Here is a 16,613-nt window from a genome sequence, read left to right on the forward strand (position 1 = left end):
GTCGCCACAAGCATTCGGCAGGCGGATTCGCCGATTTCGCCTGCCGAATGCTTGTGACGACGGGAGACGGCGACCCACCGCTCAGCAGGGAGGGGCGTGGTGGCGGCGGGAGACCTCGGCGGCGGCGGTGCGCAGGAGGTCGAGGGTGTGGCGGACGGCGGCGCGCTGGGCGCGGTCGGGGCGGGCGAGGGCGGTGACGAAGCGGTCGGCGCGCACACCGACCAGTGGGCGCAGGACGACGCCGTCGGCGCCGGGGGGCGCCACGGGGGTGGTGAAGCGGGGCAGGACGGCGAGCAGGCGGCTGCTGCTCACCAGCGCCTCGACCAACCGGTTGTCGCGCACCCGCTGGGTGACCCGCAGCGGCACGCCGGCCTCGTGCTCGATCGCCGCCAGCACGGTGTCGAAGGGGTAGCCGGCCGGGACGCCGATCCACTCCTGGTCGACGACGTCGCGCACCCGCAGGCGGGCCTTCGCGGCGAGGGGATGCCCGGCGGCGAGGGCGACGTCGAGCGGCTCGCGCGCCAGCGGGGTCGCGACCAGGCCCTCGGAACCGGCCGGGCGGGGGCCGGCCACGCTGTGCCCGATCACGAGGTCGTGGTCGGCGGCGAGGGCGGCGAAGTCGGCCTCGGCGACGTCGTCGTCCTGCACCCGCAGGACCAGGCCGACCTCGGCGGCCGCGCGCTGCACCGCGGGGAGCAGAAAGGTCGCGGCGCTGGGCAGCGCCGCGATCCGCACCTCCCCGCCCGGGCCGTCGCGGAAGGCCCGCCAGTCCGACTCCACCCGGGCCAGCGCACTGGCGACCTCGACGCCGCCGCGCGCGAGCAGCAGACCGGCCTCGGTCAGCCGCAACCCCCGGCCGTCGGGCTCGACCAGCGCCATGCCGGCGTGCCGCTGGGCGGTGCGCAGCTGCTGGGAGACCGCGGACGGCGTGCGGTGGGTGGCCTGCGCGACGGCGGTGACCGATCCGCGCTCCGCGAGCTCGCGCAGCAGGAGGAGATGCTCGACGTCCATGAAGGAAACCTACACAGTAAGTGCATCAGAACTCGCTGGTCCTGAACGGTCGATCGGCCCCAGGCTGGGGCGGTGCCCACCCGCCACCGTCTGCTCGCCGTCGTCGTCGCCGTGATCTGGGGCGTCAACTTCCTCGCCATCGACGCCGCCCTGGCCCAGTTCCCGCCGATGTTCGCGGTCGTCCTGCGCTTCGTCGTGCTCGCGGTGCCGACCCTGCTGTGGGTGCCGCGGCCGGAGGTGCCCGTGCGCTGGCTGCTCGCCTACGGGCTGGGGTTCGGCGTGCTCCAGTTCGCCTTCCTCTACGCCGGCCTGGCGGCCGGCATGCCCACCGGCCTGGCCTCCCTGGTGCTGCAGTCCTCGGCCCCCTTCACTGTCGTCCTCGGGGCGGCGCTCCTGCGCGAGCGGATGACGCCGCGCGCCGTCGTCGGCCTCGCGCTCGCCGTGCTCGGACTCGGCGTCGTCGGCTGGTCGCGCGCCGACGCCGGCGCGGGACTGCTGCCCTTCCTGCTCGTGCTCGCCGGGGGCCTGGGATGGTCGCTGGGCAACCTCGGGAGCCGGCTGGCGCGCGCACCGAAGCCGCTGCACCTGACGCTGTGGATGTCGGTGGTGCCGCCGGTGCCGATGCTGGCCCTGGCGCTCGCCGTGGAGGGACCGGCACGGATCGGCGACTCCCTCCACGAACTCGGCGCGCGCACCGGACTGCTGGCCCTGGCCGGCCTGGCCTACACCGCCGTGATCGCGACCGTCGTCGGCTCGGGCATCTGGACCTGGCTGATGGCCCGTCACCCGGCCGGCGCGGTGGCGCCGTTCTCGATGCTGGTGCCGGTCGTGGGCATGAGCACCGCCTGGCTGGTGCTCGGCGAGCGGATCGACGTCGTCGAGGCCGCGGGGGCGATCCTCGTGATCGGCGGGGTGCTCGTGGGGTCCCGCACCGGACGCCGGGCACGTCCCGCGCCCGCACCCGCGGCCCGGCAGGTGACCCCGGCGTCGCTACCCTGCCGGACATGAGCACCGAGCCCGCGACCCCCGCCGCCGAGGCGCCCGACGCCGACGACCTCTCCCAGGAGGCCGTGCGCCGGGAGAAGCGGGCACGGCTGCTGGCCGAGGGCAAGCAGGCCTACCCCGTGGCGGTCGCCCGCACCCACAGCCTCGCCGCGGTGCGCGAGGGCTGGGACCACCTCGAGGCCGGCCAGGAGACCGACGACGTCGTCGGCGTCGCCGGCCGGGTCATGTTCGTGCGCAACACCGGCAAGCTGTGCTTCGCCACCCTGCAGGAGGGCGCCGGCGTCCGGCTGCAGGTGATGCTCTCCCTGGCCGAGGTCGGCGAGGAGGCGCTGGAGGAGTGGAAGCGCCTGGTCGACCTCGGCGACCACGTGTTCGTGGAGGGTCGCGTGATCTCCTCCAAGCGCGGCGAGCTGTCGGTGATGGCGAGCCGCTGGGAGATGGCCAGCAAGGCGCTGCGGCCGCTGCCGGTGCTGCACAAGGAGCTGTCGGAGGAGTCGCGCGTGCGCCAGCGCTACGCCGACCTCATCGTGCGCCAGGAGGCGCGCGACATGGTGCGCACCCGCGCCGCCATCACCCGCGCCGTGCGCCGCACCCTGGAGGAGCAGGACTACCTCGAGATCGAGACGCCGGTCCTGCAGCTGATCCACGGCGGCGCCGCCGCGCGTCCGTTCCGCACCCACATGAACGCCTTCACCCAGGACATGACGCTGCGCATCGCGCTGGAGCTGAACCTGAAGAAGGCCGTCGTGGGCGGGGTCGAGAAGGTCTTCGAGCTCGGCCGGATCTTCCGCAACGAGGGCGTGGACTCCACCCACTCCCCCGAGTTCACGATGCTCGAGGCCTACGAGGCCTACGGCGACCAGCACACGATGGCCGAGCTCATGCGCTCGCTGTGGCTCGCCGCCGCCGACGCCGTCGGCTCGCGGCAGATCGAGACCCCGGCCGGCGTCGTGGACCTCGACGGCGAGTGGCGCTGGCTGCCGGTCTACACCGGCGTCTCGGAGGCCCTCCGCGAGGAGATCACCCCCGACACCCCGGCCGAGCGGCTGCGCACGCTGCTCACCGAGCGCGAGGTGGAGTTCGACCCCGCCTGGGGCGCGGAGAAGCTGGTGCTCGAGGCGCTCTCGGAGCTGGTGGAGCCCACGCTGCTGCAGCCGACGTTCCTGTGCGACTACCCGCCCTCGGCGCAGCCGCTGGCCCGGCGCCACCGCACCGACCCTCACCTCATCGAGGCCTGGGACCTCATCATCGCCGGCGTCGAGCGCGGCACGGCGTTCTCCGAGCTGGTCGACCCCGTCGTGCAGCGCGAGGTGCTGGAGGCGCAGTCGCTGCTGGCCGCCGGCGGCGACCCCGAGGCGATGCAGCTCGACGAGGACTTCCTGCGGGCCCTGGAGTACGGCGCCCCGCCGATGGGCGGCCTGGGCCTGGGCCTGGACCGGATGATCATGCTGTTCACCGGTGCCGGCATCCGCGAGACGATCCTGTTCCCCCACCTGCGGCCCGAGGCGCGCTGACCCACCCGGCCCTGCACCCACCGCAGGAGACCCGCCCGGGCGGGAATGGGACGACGTCGTCGCGACGTTGTGCTGTTCATGGTTGACGTGCGCAACGAATCAGCGGCACCGGCGTCGGTGACCGCGGACGAGCGTGACCCGTGGCCGGCGCTGTTCGCGCTGTGCCTGGGCTTCTTCATGATCCTGGTCGACACCACGATCGTCTCGGTGGCTACCCCGGCGCTGATCGAGGACCTGCAGGCCGACGTCAACGCCGTCGTGTGGGTGACCAGCGCCTACCTGCTGGCCTACGCCGTGCCGGTGCTGATCACCGGCCGCCTCGGCGACCGGTTCGGCCCCAAGCGGCTCTACCTCGCGGGACTCGTGGTCTTCACCCTCGCCAGCCTCGCGTGCGGCCTGACCTCCACCGTGGAGGGGCTGATCGTCGCGCGGATCGTGCAGGGCCTGGGGGCCTCGATGATCACGCCGCAGACGATGGCGATCATCACCCGGATCTTCCCGGCCCAGCGTCGCGGCAAGGCGATGGCGCTGTGGGGCGCCACCGCCGGCGTGGCCACGCTCGTGGGCCCGATCCTCGGCGGCGTCCTGGTCGACGTCGCCGGCTGGGAGTGGATCTTCTTCATCAACGTGCCGGTGGGTCTGGTGGCCTTCGTGATGGCGATGCGGCTCGTGCCGACCCTGGCCACGAACCAGCACCGCTTCGACTGGCTGGGCGTCGCCCTCAGCGGCGTCGGCATGTTCCTGCTGGTCTTCGGCATCCAGGAGGGCGAGCAGCTGGACTGGAACGGCGTCGTGTGGTCGCTGATCGTGGCCGGGCTCGTGGTCTTCGCCCTCTTCGTCGTCTGGCAGGCCCGCAACCGCGCGGAGCCACTGGTGCCGCTGCGGCTCTTCCGCGACCGCAACTTCTCCCTCGCCAACGTCACCATCACCACGATGGGGTTCTCGATCACCGCCGTGGCCATCCCGCTGATGCTCTACGCCCAGCTGGTGCGGGGCCTGTCCCCCACCCGTGCCGCGCTGCTGCTGGTGCCGATGGCGCTGATGTCGATCCTGCTGGCGCGCACCGTGGGCGGCCTCACCGACCGCGTGCACCCGCGCGTGCTGCTGCTCATCGGCTTCGGCTCGCTGGTGGTCTCGATGGTGTGGCTGGTCCAGGAGATCCGCCCCGACTCGCAGGTGTGGGAGATCCTGCTGCCGATGACGCTGTTCGGCATCGGCAACGCGTTCGTGTGGGCCCCCAACAGCGCCACCGCCACCCGCAACCTGCCCGGCCACCTCGCCGGTGCCGGTGCCGGGGTCTACAACGCCACCCGCCAGCTCGGCGCCGTACTGGGCTCGGCCGGGATCGCGGTGCTCATCGACGCACGACTGCTGGCCAACGGCCTGGACCCCGCGGCCTCCGGCGGCGAGGGCGGCGGGGCCCTTCCCCCGCAGGTGCAGCAGGCCTTCTCCGACGCCATGGGCCAGGCGATCTACCTGCCGGCCGCGATCTTCGTGATCGGCCTGGTGGCCGCGTTCTTCTTCGAGCGGCCGCGGCACGCCGGCTTCGCCGGGGCTGCCCCGGCCAGGGCTGCCGAGGCGCACTGAGCCCGGTGGCCGCTGCTGTCCGTAGCAACGAGCGACATGTGCAGGTCGGACCGTGGGATCCACGGCTTGACCTGCACATTTCGCTCGTTGCATTGTTCCCCCGGCGACCACCGACGACCCGTCGCCGACGAGGGCGGCGACCCGCGGCGGGCCGGAGGAGGGGGTCAGTCGGAGCCGAGGAGCTCGCGGTGGCCGGTGGGCGAGGAGTCCTTGAGGAACGCCGAGCAGCGCTCCCACTCGTCGGTCTCGCCGATGGCGCGGGCGGCCTTGGCGAGCAGGGAGAGGCACACCAGGAAGCCGCGGTTGGACTCGTGCTCCCACGGCACGGGGCCGTGGCCCTTCCAGCCGTTGCGGCGCAGCAGGTCCAGGGAGCGGTGGTAGCCGACCCGGGCGTAGGCGTAGACGGTCACCGGGTCGGCGTCGTCGGCCACCGCCTGCGAGGCCAGCGCGGCCCAGGCCACCGGCGAGGCCGGGAACCGGCGCACGGTGTCGGCCGGGCTGACGCCGTCGGCGAGCGAGGCGGCAGCGGGGTCCTCGGGCAGGTGGGTGGGCGGGGGGCCGGCCATGAGGTCTTGTCCGATGCTCATGGCCAGCATCGTGCCATCCCGCCCACCCACCCCGCCGGGGTGGGACTCAGCCAGAGAATCAGCCCAGGGTCTTGCCGGCCGAGCGCAGGTTCTCGCAAGCCTCCACGATCCGGGCGGCCATGCCGGCCTCGGCGGCCTTGCCCCACGCGCGGGGGTCGTAGAGCTTCTTGTTGCCGACCTCGCCGTCGACCTTCAGCACGCCGTCGTAGTTGCTGAGCATGTGCGCGGCCACGGGGCGGGTGAAGGCGTACTGGGTGTCGGTGTCGATGTTCATCTTCACCACGCCGTAGTCGACGGCGTCGGAGATCTCCTGCGGGGTCGAGCCCGAGCCGCCGTGGAAGACGAAGTGGAAGGGCTTGGCGCCGGCGTCGAGGCCGAACTCGGAGACGACGGCCTCCTGCGCCGACTTCAGCACCTCCGGACGCAGCTTGACGTTGCCCGGCGTGTAGACGCCGTGCACGTTGCCGAAGGTCAGCGCGGTCATGTAGTAGCCGCGGTCGCCGTGACCGAGCGCCTTGGCGGTGGCGACGGCGTCCTCGGGGGTGGTGTAGAGCTTGTCGTTGATGGCGTTCTCGACGCCGTCCTCCTCACCACCCACCACACCGACCTCGATCTCGAGGATGATCTTGGCGGCGATGCACTTCTCGAGCAGCTCCTCGGCGATGACGAGGTTCTCGGCCAGCGGCACGGCCGAGCCGTCCCACATGTGCGACTGGAACAGCGGCGCCTCGCCGCGCTGCACCCGCTCGGCGGACAGCGCCAGCAGCGGGCGCACGAAGCCGTCGAGCTTGTCCTTCGGGCAGTGGTCGGTGTGCAGGGCGATGTTGACCGGGTAGAGCTTGGCAACCTCGGCGGCGTAGGCGGCGAAGGCGACCGAGCCGGTGACCATGTCCTTGCGGGTCGGGCCGGAGAGGTACTCCGCGCCGCCGGTCGAGATCTGGATGATGCCGTCGGAGCCGGCGTCGGCGAAGCCCTGCAGCGCCGCGTTGAGGGTCTGGGACGACGACACGTTGATGGCCGGGAACGCGTAGGCACCGCCCTTGGCGGCATCGAGCATCTCGGCGTACTTCTCGGGGGTGGCGATGGGCACGGCACGACTCCTGCGATGGTCGGACGGGACGGGTGGCGGCGCCGGTGCGAGGACCGGCCCCTGATCGCGGCCCACCTTAGGGGAGAACCCCCGGCGACCCGGCGCGGCGATCCGACCCCGGACGCGCGCAGGGTCGACGTGGGCCCGCGCGGGGCCCGCGCGGGGGTGGTGCGGGTGCGTAGGTTGGCGTCATGCGACGACGGTGGGCACCGGGGGCCAGCGAGCGGGCCGTGACCGTCGCCCTGCCGCCCGACGCCGCCTGGGACGTCGTCGCCTCGGGGATGACGGGCTCGCAGTGGTACCTCGACGCCGTGCCGTTCCGGGCCCGCGGGGCCCTGGACCGCTGGGTCGGGGGCGCAGGCCACGGCGGCCGCCCGCCCGGTCGGGCCCGGCTGGCCGTTGGCGACCGGGTCGGGTTCTGGGAGGTCGAGCGGGCCGACCACCGCGCCCGCCGGCTCGAGCTGCGCGCGCACGTCCGCGCCCCCGGCACCGTGCGGCTGCTCGCCCGGGTCGACCCGCTGGCCGGCGGCGACAGCACCGTCGTGCTGCGCATCGGCTTCGCCCCCCACGGCCCGGCCGGGCGCGCCTACCTGCTGGCCGACCTCCCCGCCCGCGAGCTGGTGGTGGAGTGGGTGGCCCTGCACCTGCTCACCGTCCTGCAGCGCGCCGTCCACGCCCGGGTCTGACGCCGGCCCGGCTCCCGGCCCTGTCCCGGTCCAGGACCCGGCCCGGGGGCCGCCTGGAATCGGAGGTGTCGCCGCGGCGCGGCATCATGGCCCCCATGGCCACCCACCCGTACGCCGATCTCCCCCGCCGGGCGTTCTGGCGCTCCGCGATCAGCGAGCGCAGCGCCCTGGAGCTGGAGGGGCTCTACGAGCCGCGCTTCGCCGTCGACCGCCAGGACCGGATCGCGACGGCGGGCAGCTGCTTCGCCCAGCACATCGGCCGCAACTTCCGTGAGCGCGGCTACGGCTTCCTCGACCTCGAGCCGGCCCCGGCGCTGCTGCCGAAGGCCGAGCACCTCACCTACGGGTACGGCATGTACAGCGCCCGGTTCGGCAACCTCTACACCCCGCGCCAGCTGGTGCAGCTCTTCGAGCGGGCCGAGGGCGGGCGCGCGCCGGTGGAGGACGTGTGGATCGAGGCCGACGGCCGCCACGTCGACCCCTTCCGGCCGACCATCGAGCCCGGCGGGTTCGCCGACGCCGCCGACTACGCCGCCGCCCGCGGGGCGCACCTCGCGGCGGTGCGCCGCATCCCGACCGAGACCGACCTGTTCGTCTTCACCTTCGGCCTCACCGAGTCCTGGCGCGACACCCGCGACGGCTCGGTGTACCCGACCTGCCCGGGCACGGTGCACGGCGAGTTCGACCCCGCCCACCACGAGTTCGTGAACTTCCGGCACCGCGAGCTGCTGGAGGACTTCGAGTCCTTCATGGCGATGATGCTGGCGGCCAACCCGGCCGTGCGGTTCCTCATCACCGTCTCGCCGGTGCCGCTCACCGCCACCGCCTCGGGCGGCCACGTGCTGAGCGCCACGATGGCCAGCAAGTCCACGCTGCGCTCGGTGTGTGCCGAGCTGGTGGCCAGCCACTCCCAGGTGGACTACTTCCCCTCCTACGAACTGGTGGCCTCCCACCCGATGCGGGCGATGTTCTTCGAACCCAACCTGCGCACGGTGGCGCGCCGCGGCGTCGCGCACGTCATGGACTACTTCTTCACCGCCCACGGCGAGCCCTCCGCGGCGGCCCCGGCGGCCCCGGTCGCGGCCCCGGTCGCGGCCTCCGGCGCAGCGCCGGCGGGCCCTGCGGTCCCGGCGGGCTCGGGGAGCGCGGCCGACGACGACGTCGTCTGCGACGAGGCGATCCTGGAGGCGTTCGGCCGATGAGCGTGCACATCACCGGCAACTCCCACGTCGTGTGCCTGCGCCACGCGGGCGACGCCCTCGCCGAGGTCGGGGCCGCGGCCTTCCCGCTGGGCAACGGCAAGTTCGAGTCCGAGCGGTTCAGCCGCGTCGAGTCCGGCCGCGTGGTGCTCGACCCCGAGCAGTACCGCACCAACGTCGAGCGCCGCACCGGCGCGCCCACCATCGGGGCCGACGCCGTGTGGGGCTTCCTCCAGATCGGTCACGGGGCCCGGGTGTGGCGCGACGCCACCTGGCTCACCCACGCCCCGGCCGCGGTCGCCGGCGCCGACCTGCAGCCGGTCTCGGCGCAGGTGCTGACCGCGATCATCGAGCGCGACCAGGCCGGGCTGCGCGCCTTCTACGAGGACCTGCTGGCCTGCGGGGTGCGCTTCTTCGCGATCGCCGCTCCCGCCCCGCGGCGCGACCACCCCGCGCTGGTCACCCGCGGCATCCGCCCCGAGGTCGTGGCCGAGATCGACCGCGCCGCGCGACGCATCTGGCGCTCCTGGCTCGCCGAGCGGGGCGTCCCGCTGGTCGAGGCCTACGACGCCAGCACCGACGCCGAGGGGTTCCTCCACGCGCACCTCGGCGCCACGAGCACCCCCGGCGGCGAGCCCGACCGCAGCCACGCCAACGACGAGTACGGCCGGCTCCTGCTGCCCGGGATCGCTGAAGCGGTGCGCAGCCTGGGCTGACCCCGCCGGCCGATGCGAGTGAACGATCCCACTCCCCGCAGGCGTGACCCGGCCTCGCGGGGCTCGTTGCCCTGAGCATGACCCGCCTCTTCCGCCGCTCCGGCGCTCCCCGCGGGACGCGTGCGCTGGCCGCCGCCGTCCTCGCCCTCTCCCTGGCGCCGCTCGGCGCGGGCCTCTCCGGCGGTGCCGGCGGGGCCGCGCAGGCCGCCGACGTGCCGTTCCCGCCGCAGCTGGTGATGGTCGACGTGCCCACCGGCGTCGAACGGGCCCGGCTGCAGCGGCTGGGGCTCGACGTCACCGAGCACGCCGGCCAAGGCCACGCCGAGGTGGTGCTGCACCGCCTGCGCGACCTCACCACGCTGGCCGGATCGGGCCTGGAGTACCGCGTGAAGATCCCCGACCTGGTGGCGCGGGGTGTGGAGATCCAGCGGCTCGACGCCGCCTACGCCGCGCGGGTCGGCACCTCCCCGCTGCCCTCGGGTCGCACCGGCTACCGCACCCTGGCCGACTACGAGGCCGACATGAGCGACCTCGCCCGCCGCTTCCCGTCCCTGGTCCGGAAGTTCCCCCTCGCGCGTCCCAGCCTCGACGGCCGCCCGGTGCACGCCGTGGAGATCGGGCGCGGCGTGCGCGGCCCGAACACCGGCCAGCCGACGTTCCTGCTCATGGGTCTGCACCACGCCCGCGAGTGGCCCTCCGGCGAGCTCGCGATGGAGTTCGCGATCGACCTGGCCCAGTCCTACGGCTCGAACAAGCGCATCACGTCGCTGCTGGACCGGGCGCGCGTCGTCGTCGTGCCGGTGGTCAACGTCGACGGCTTCGACTTCTCCCGCACCGACGGGGAGTTCGTGGATCTGCGCGACCTCAACGAGCTGGACCCCCTCGACGGCACCGGCACGACGCTGCTCACCCCGGGCCGTGCCTACCAGCGCAAGAACTGCCGCCTCGTCGACGGCACCGACACCCCCGACGGGGCGTGCCGACTCGCGCTGCTCAGCCCCGGCGGGTTCGGCCTGGGCGTGGACCTGAACCGCAACTACGGCGGCTTCTGGGGTGGACCGGGCGCGGGCACCGGCCTCGCCGACCCGACCTACCGGGGTGCGGCGCCGTTCAGCGAGCCGGAGACCCGCAACATCCGCGACCTGATCCGCACCCGCCAGGTCACGATGCTGATCTCCAACCACACCTTCTCCAACCTCATCCTGCGACCCAACGGCGTCAACCCGGCCACGATCGGCGCCGACGGCAAGCCGGTGGGCGACGCCCCCGACGAGAAGGCGCTCAAGCGGCTCGGGGCGGCGTTCGCCGACAACAACGGCTACGCCAACATCCACGGCTGGCAGCTCTACGACACCACCGGCACCACCGAGGACTACAGCTACAACGCCACCGGCGGCTTCGGGTACACCTTCGAGATCGGGCCCGACGAGTTCCACCCGCCGTTCGAGGACGTCGTCGGGGAGTACCTCGGCACCGGTCGCTACGCCGGCAAGGGCAACCGCGGCGCCTACCTCGAGGCCCTGGAGCACACCGTCTCGACCTCCGCGAGCGGCCTGCTCACCGGTCGCGCCGCCCCCGGCACCGTGCTGCGGTTGCGCAAGACGTTCACCACCCCGACCTGGCAGGGCGGGTTCGCCGACTTCGTCGACACCGCCATGCGCGTGCCGGCCGACGGCGAGGTGTCGTGGCTGGTGAACCCCTCCACCCGCCCCGTGGTGCAGCCCCGGCCCTACCAGCAGCGCGCCGCCAAGCCCTTCGTCACCCGGCGCCTGAGCGGCGACGCCCCCGCGGTGGGCGCCTCCGCCGATCGCACGTTCGTGCTGAAGCGGGCGGCCGACGCGCTGCAGATCGATCTGGACTGGGCCACCCCCGACGACCTCGACCTGGCGGTGTTCCGCAAGGTCCGCGGCCGCCTGGTGGAGGTCGGCTCCTCCGGCAACGCGCCGGCGGAGAAGGAGAGCGTCACGGTGACCGACGCCGCCCGCGGCACCTACGTGGTGCGGGTCGTGAACTACGCCTCGGTGACGCCGTCGTACGAGGTGGCCGTCGCCGGCTACGACGCCCGCACGCGCACCACCCAGGGCACGGTCGAGCGCTACACGCTCACCTGCGAGCGGGGCGGGAAGGTGCTCGACACCCAGCGCCTGCTCGTGGAGCGCGGCCAGCGCCTCGCCCTCGACCTCAGCGCCTGCCGGCGCTGACCCCGCTCACCGCCCCACCCCCGGCGTCCCCGGGGGTGGGGCGGTCCGTCGTCCCGGGCGCCTGCGGCGGCCCGAGAAATCGTCAGGTACCTGACGAATTGTCGGGCCCGGGCGAGCCATCGCCGGCCCGTGGAGCAGGCAGCGCCAGGGGCCGTCCGGCAGGACGGCGCCGGCGCGGCGGCGTCACTCCGAGAGCGAGTAGGGGCTGGCGCCGGTGACGACGAAGACCACGCGGTTGGCCACCGAGACGGCGTGGTCGGCGATGCGCTCGTAGTAGCGGCCGAGCAGGGCGAGGTCGACCGCCGCCTCGACACCGTGGGGCCAGTCGGCGGCGAGCATGTCGGCGAAGCTGGTGCGGCGCAGACCGTCCATCTCCTCGTCGGCCTTGGCCAGCGCGGCGGCGGCGGCGACGTCGCGGGACAGGATGATGCCGCCGGCGCCGGCGACCATGTCGATCGCGACCTGGGCCATCCGCTCGACCACCGGGCGGACGTCGTCGGGCACGGCCCGCTCGGGCACGCGCAGCCGCGCGATCTTGGCGACGTGCACCGACAGGTCGCCCATCCGCTCGAGCTCGCTCACCATGCGCAGCGCCGCCACGACGGTGCGGAGGTCGCCGGCCACGGGCTGCTGGAGCGAGAGCAGCAGGAACGCCGCCTCCTCGATCTCCTCGCGGGTACGGTCGATCGCGGTGTCGCCGCTGATGACCTCCTCGGCGATGACGGCGTCGCCCTCGAGCAGGGCGGCCGTGGCGCGCACCACCGCCCGCTCGACCTGGCCGCACATGGCCGCGAGATCGCGGAACAGGCCGGTGAGCTCCTCGTCGAAATGACTGCGCATGGGTCTCAGCCTAGGCACTGCCCCCCGGCTCCCGCCCCCAGGCAGGTGAACGGGGCATGAACAGACGGAGGTCACACCGTCCACAGGGCGAGGCGGCGGGCCGGCCGTGCGTACCATCCGGTCTGTGGACCCGACCCTGCAGGCGGCCCTGGCCGCGCTCGCCGGGGCCGGTGTCGCCGGAGGCGCCGTGCTGGCGTGGGCGCTCAGCGACCGTCAGCAGCGCCCCGCCCCGATCGAGCGCGAGGACGTCGTGCCCGACGCCGTCGCCGCCGTCCTCTCGGTCCTGCGCAGCAGCGCGGTGATCGTCGACGACGCCGACATGGTGCTCAAGGCTTCGGCGCCGGCGTACGCGATGGGGCTGGTGCGCGGCACCTCGCTCACCCACGAGACGCTCTCGAGCCTGGTGAGCGAGGTGCGCCGCGACGGCCAGATCCGCGAGACCGAGCTGGTGATGCCGCGTCGCGTGGCCCCGGCCCGTCACGTCACGGTCCGCGTGGCCCCGCTCGGGTCGCGCCTGGTGCTGGCGCTGCTGGAGGACCGCACCCGCGAGCGCCGCGTCGAGGCGGTGCGACGCGACTTCGTGGCCAACGTCAGCCACGAGCTCAAGACGCCCGTCGGCGCGATCCGGCTGCTGGCCGACGCCGTGCACGACGCCGCCGACGACCCCGAGGCCGTGCGCCGGTTCAGCACCCGCATGGTCACCGAGGGCGACCGACTGACCCGGCTGGTGCAGCAGGTGATCGAACTGTCGCGCCTGCAGGGCGACGAGCCGCTGGAGTCGCCGACGCCGCTCTCGGTCGACCAGATCGTCAGCCTCGCGATCGACACCAGCGCGATCGACGCCGCCGCCAAGGGCATCACCGTGGTGGCCGGCGGCGAGCAGGGGCTGAAGATCCTGGGCAGCGAGGAGCAGATCACCACCGCGGTGGCCAACCTCGTGGCCAACGCCGTGCACTACTCCGACCCCGACTCCTCGGTGGTGGTCAGCACGCGCAGCACCCGCACCGACGTCGAGATCAGCGTCATCGACCAGGGCATCGGCATCCCGCAGGCCGAGCTGGACCGGATCTTCGAGCGCTTCTACCGCGTCGACCCCGCCCGCCACCGCTCCACCGGCGGCACCGGCCTGGGCCTCTCGATCGTCAAGCACGTCGCCGCCACCCACGGCGGCGACGTGCGGGTGTGGTCGGTGGAGGGCCAGGGCTCGACGTTCACGCTCATCCTCCCCCTCGCCGGGGTGGACGAGGACGACGCCGGGCCGCACCGCACCGACCGCCCCCACGCCGTGCCCGAGGCCGACCCGGCCCCGAGCACCGCTTCCCGCCCGACCGGCGCGGCGCACGAGGCGCCCGCCCCAGCACAGGAGGACCGCCCGTGACCCGGGTACTCGTCGTCGAGGATGAAGAGAGCTACAGCGACGCCCTCGCCTACATGCTGCGCACGGAGGGCTTCGCGGTCGCGATCGCGGCCGACGGCCACGCCGCGCTGCTGGAGTTCGACCGCAACGGCGCCGACATCGTGCTGCTCGACCTCATGCTCCCCGGCATCCCCGGCACCGAGGTGTGCCGCACGATCCGGCAGACCTCCAACGTGCCGGTGATCATGGTCAGCGCCAAGGACGACGAGGTCGACAAGGTCGTGGGCCTCGAGCTCGGCGCCGACGACTACGTCACCAAGCCCTACTCCCCCCGCGAGCTCACCGCCCGCATCCGCGCCGTGCTGCGCCGCGGCCAGGACCCCGACCTGCTGCCCGACACCCTGGAGGCCGGGCCGGTGCGCATGGACGTCGAGCGCCACGTCGTGACCGTCGACGGTCAGGAGCAGCGGCTGCCGCTGAAGGAGTTCGAGCTGCTGGAGATGTTCCTGCGCAACCCCGGCCGGGTGCTCACCCGCGGCCAGCTGATCGACCGCGTGTGGGGCTCGGACTACGTCGGCGACACCAAGACCCTCGACGTGCACGTCAAGCGGCTGCGCGCCAAGCTCGAGCCCGAGCCCAGCGAGCCTCGCTACCTGGTCACCGTGCGCGGCCTCGGGTACAAACTGGACCTGTGATCCCGACGTCCGCGAGCCCGCGCTGACCACCCCGGCGCCGGGACCCCCGGTCGACCCGCCCGCTGATCCGGCCGCCACCCCGACGGCCACCTCGGCGGCCACTTCGGCGGCCGCCTGGGTCCCGGCCACCGCCGTGGTCGTCACGGTGGTGCTGTGGGCTTCGGCGTTCGTCGCGATCCGCCACCTCGGGGAGGACTTCGCGCCCGGCTCGATGGCGCTGGGGCGGCTCGCCGTGGGCGCGCTCGCCCTCGGAGCCGTGGCGTGGCGGGCCCACCACCGCACGCCGCTGGCACGACCGACCGGCCCCCAGTGGCGCGCGCTGATCCTCATCGGACTGCTCTGGTACGCCCTCTACATGGTGGCCCTCAACGAGGGCGAGCGGCGGGTCGACGCCGGGACGGCCGCGCTGCTGATCCAGATCTCGCCCGTGCTGATCGCCGTGCTCGCCGCCCTCGTGCTCGACGAGCCCTTCACCCGGCGCCTGGCGGTGGGCCTGGCGCTGGCGTTCGCCGGCGTCGCGGTCATCGCCCTCGGCGGCCGGGCGGGCGAGGCCGGCGGCCCCGCGGCGGCGCTCGACGTCGTCGGCGTGCTGCTGTGCCTGGTGTCGGCGGCCGCCTACGCGGTGAGCCTGGTGGTGCAGAAGACCCTCGCGGCCCGTCTCCCGGCGGTGCAGGTGACCTGGGTGGCGTGCACGATCGGGGCGCTCGCGCTGCTGCCGTTCGCCCCCGTGCTCGTGCACGACCTGCGCGCGGCCCCGGCGTCCTCGATCTGGTGGCTGGTGTACCTCGGCCTGTTCCCCACCGCGGTGGCGTTCACGACCTACGCCGTCGCGCTGCAGCACCTCACGGCGTCGCGCCTCGGCGTCACGACCTACGCGGTGCCGGTGGTCACGATCGTGCTCAGCGCCGTGCTGCTCGGCGAGGCGCCGCCGACGGTGGCCTACCTCGGTGGGGCGCTGGCGCTGGTCGGGGTCGCGGTGGCGCGGCGCTCCTGACACCGAATCGTTCCTGATCCGACGATCCTCTGTCACCCTCGCGCTGCCATGCTGGGGCCATGTCGACGGCGGAGGTGATCGCAGCGGTCCTCGTGGGGGCCGTCGCCCTGCTCCACGCCTACATCCTGGTGCTGGAGATGTTCCTGTGGACGACGCCGCGCGGCCGCGCCGCGTTCGGCCTGGACCTGGAGTTCGCCGAGGCCACCAAGGTGCTCGCCGCCAACCAGGGCCTCTACAACGGCTTCCTGGCCACCGGCCTGGTCTGGGGCCTGGTGGCCGACCACCCCGAGGTGCAGGTCTTCTTCCTCGGCTGCGTGGTGGTGGCCGGCGTCTACGGCGCTCTCACCGCCAACCCCCGGATCCTGCTGGTCCAGGCCCTCCCCGGCGCCGTCGCCCTCGGCGCCGTGGCCCTCGCCTCCTGACGACTCACCGCCGCAGGGCCGCCGTCCTCCGTGGCAACAAGCGAAATGTGCAGCAGCGTCCGCGGATCCCACGGTCGGCGCCTGCACATGTCGCTTGTTGCAACGCTCCCCCGGTGACCCCGAGCGTCAGGAGGTGGGGTCGTCGTCCTGCTCGAGCCAGCCGGCGAAGGCCTGGAGGTTGGCGGTGGACTCCCCGCGCAGCTTGCGCCACTCCCACTCCTTGCGGATGGAGGAGGCGAAGCCGAGCTCGAGCAGGGTGTTGAAGGAGCCGTCGGCGATGCTGAGCACCGCCCCCAGCAGCCGGTCCAGCTCGGGCTCGGTGACGACGGCCACCGGAAGGCGGCCGTCGAGGTAGATGTCGCCCAGGCGGTCCAGGGCGAAGGCGACGCCGTAGAGCCGCAGGTTGCGCTGCAGCAGCCAGCGGTAGACACCCTCGAAGTTCTCATCCGGGGCACGGCACACGAAGGCGTGCAGACCCAGCACCTGCGGGCCGACGTCGAGCCGCACCGGCGTCTGCAGCTTCTTCTCCCCGGGCAGGGCGAAGGAGAAGCTGCCCGGGGCGGTCTCCTCGGCCTCCAGGTCGTTGGCCGCGAGGTAGGCCCGGACGACGGCGAGCGCGGTCGGGTCGGGCACGCCGCCGCCGAAGGACACCTGGGCCGGCGGGGCTCCGGGGGTCGCGAGGGCGGGGCCTCCGGGGCGGCTCAGGGCG

General features: G+C 73.7%; 16 protein-coding genes. 11 read left to right on the forward strand and 5 right to left on the reverse strand.

All coding sequences use genetic code 11. The features are described from left to right. Positions 1 to 81: 81 nt before the first annotated feature. Complete coding sequence (locus tag ACERUJ_RS07490; protein WP_370247871.1) at positions 82 to 1,011, reverse strand: LysR family transcriptional regulator; 930 nt, start codon at positions 1,009 to 1,011, stop codon at positions 82 to 84. A 72-nt stretch (positions 1,012 to 1,083) separates the two neighbouring features. On the opposite strand from ACERUJ_RS07490, the gene ACERUJ_RS07495 reads away from it, so the two are divergent. The 3 genes from ACERUJ_RS07495 to ACERUJ_RS07505 all read left to right on the forward strand — a co-directional run bounded on the left by ACERUJ_RS07495 (position 1,084) and on the right by ACERUJ_RS07505 (position 5,117). Next, entirely contained in the window at positions 1,084 to 2,019 is a 936-nt protein-coding gene (locus tag ACERUJ_RS07495) for an EamA family transporter (RefSeq protein ID WP_370247872.1), read from the forward strand. Next, positions 2,016 to 3,530 carry a lysine--tRNA ligase gene (gene lysS, locus ACERUJ_RS07500; protein WP_370247873.1) on the forward strand — a complete coding sequence of 505 codons (1,515 nt, stop codon included), beginning with the start codon at positions 2,016 to 2,018 and terminating at the stop codon, positions 3,528 to 3,530. The genes ACERUJ_RS07495 and lysS overlap by 4 nt, the downstream gene beginning before the upstream one ends. Before the next feature lie 78 nt (positions 3,531 to 3,608). After that, on the forward strand, positions 3,609 to 5,117 hold the full coding sequence (locus tag ACERUJ_RS07505; RefSeq protein ID WP_370247875.1) for a DHA2 family efflux MFS transporter permease subunit: 1,509 nt from the start codon (positions 3,609 to 3,611) through the stop codon (positions 5,115 to 5,117). A gap of 164 nt (positions 5,118 to 5,281) precedes the next feature. Here ACERUJ_RS07505 and ACERUJ_RS07510 read toward each other — a convergent pair whose 3' ends face one another. After that, a complete protein-coding gene (locus ACERUJ_RS07510; protein ID WP_370247876.1) occupies positions 5,282 to 5,704 on the reverse strand; it encodes a DUF3151 domain-containing protein in 423 nt (140 codons plus the stop codon). Positions 5,705 to 5,762: 58 nt separating this feature from the next. Beyond that, complete coding sequence (gene fbaA, locus ACERUJ_RS07515) at positions 5,763 to 6,794, reverse strand: class II fructose-bisphosphate aldolase (RefSeq protein ID WP_370247877.1); 1,032 nt, start codon at positions 6,792 to 6,794, stop codon at positions 5,763 to 5,765. A 191-nt stretch (positions 6,795 to 6,985) separates the two neighbouring features. On the opposite strand from fbaA, the gene ACERUJ_RS07520 reads away from it, so the two are divergent. The 4 genes from ACERUJ_RS07520 to ACERUJ_RS07535 all read left to right on the forward strand — a co-directional run bounded on the left by ACERUJ_RS07520 (position 6,986) and on the right by ACERUJ_RS07535 (position 11,596). After that, positions 6,986 to 7,480 carry a DUF2867 domain-containing protein gene (locus tag ACERUJ_RS07520; RefSeq protein ID WP_370247878.1) on the forward strand — a complete coding sequence of 165 codons (495 nt, stop codon included), beginning with the start codon at positions 6,986 to 6,988 and terminating at the stop codon, positions 7,478 to 7,480. A gap of 95 nt (positions 7,481 to 7,575) precedes the next feature. Beyond that, positions 7,576 to 8,682 (forward strand): GSCFA domain-containing protein, encoded by a 1,107-nt coding sequence (locus ACERUJ_RS07525; protein ID WP_370247879.1) that lies wholly within the window; start codon positions 7,576 to 7,578, stop codon positions 8,680 to 8,682. Beyond that, a complete protein-coding gene (locus tag ACERUJ_RS07530) occupies positions 8,679 to 9,395 on the forward strand; it encodes a hypothetical protein (protein WP_370247880.1) in 717 nt (238 codons plus the stop codon). The genes ACERUJ_RS07525 and ACERUJ_RS07530 overlap by 4 nt, the downstream gene beginning before the upstream one ends. 77 nt (positions 9,396 to 9,472) lie before the next feature. Continuing rightward, complete coding sequence (locus tag ACERUJ_RS07535; protein WP_370247881.1) at positions 9,473 to 11,596, forward strand: M14 family zinc carboxypeptidase; 2,124 nt, start codon at positions 9,473 to 9,475, stop codon at positions 11,594 to 11,596. 183 nt (positions 11,597 to 11,779) lie between these two features. Here ACERUJ_RS07535 and phoU read toward each other — a convergent pair whose 3' ends face one another. Continuing rightward, positions 11,780 to 12,436, reverse strand: coding sequence for a phosphate signaling complex protein PhoU (gene phoU, locus ACERUJ_RS07540; RefSeq protein ID WP_370247882.1), 657 nt, complete (start codon positions 12,434 to 12,436; stop codon positions 11,780 to 11,782). A 124-nt stretch (positions 12,437 to 12,560) separates the two neighbouring features. Here phoU and ACERUJ_RS07545 point away from each other — a divergent pair, with 124 nt between their 5' ends. From ACERUJ_RS07545 to ACERUJ_RS07560, 4 genes are all read left to right on the forward strand, one after another. After that, positions 12,561 to 13,814, forward strand: a complete 1,254-nt coding sequence (locus tag ACERUJ_RS07545) for a sensor histidine kinase (protein ID WP_370247883.1) — start codon at positions 12,561 to 12,563, stop codon at positions 13,812 to 13,814. Continuing rightward, positions 13,811 to 14,488, forward strand: a complete 678-nt coding sequence (locus ACERUJ_RS07550) for a winged helix-turn-helix domain-containing protein (protein WP_370247884.1) — start codon at positions 13,811 to 13,813, stop codon at positions 14,486 to 14,488. The genes ACERUJ_RS07545 and ACERUJ_RS07550 overlap by 4 nt, the downstream gene beginning before the upstream one ends. A gap of 133 nt (positions 14,489 to 14,621) precedes the next feature. Continuing rightward, entirely contained in the window at positions 14,622 to 15,482 is an 861-nt protein-coding gene (locus tag ACERUJ_RS07555) for a DMT family transporter (RefSeq protein WP_370247885.1), read from the forward strand. A gap of 59 nt (positions 15,483 to 15,541) precedes the next feature. Further along, a complete protein-coding gene (locus ACERUJ_RS07560) occupies positions 15,542 to 15,904 on the forward strand; it encodes a DUF1304 domain-containing protein (RefSeq protein ID WP_370247886.1) in 363 nt (120 codons plus the stop codon). A gap of 126 nt (positions 15,905 to 16,030) precedes the next feature. On the opposite strand, the gene ACERUJ_RS07565 is transcribed toward ACERUJ_RS07560, so the two are convergent. Continuing rightward, on the reverse strand, positions 16,031 to 16,537 hold the full coding sequence (locus tag ACERUJ_RS07565) for a YbjN domain-containing protein (RefSeq protein WP_370247925.1): 507 nt from the start codon (positions 16,535 to 16,537) through the stop codon (positions 16,031 to 16,033). Positions 16,538 to 16,613: the final 76 nt, after the last annotated feature.

Origin of the sequence: Nocardioides sp. (assembly GCF_964228225.1) — a bacterium.
Classification (GTDB): Bacteria; Actinomycetota; Actinomycetes; order Propionibacteriales; family Nocardioidaceae; genus Nocardioides.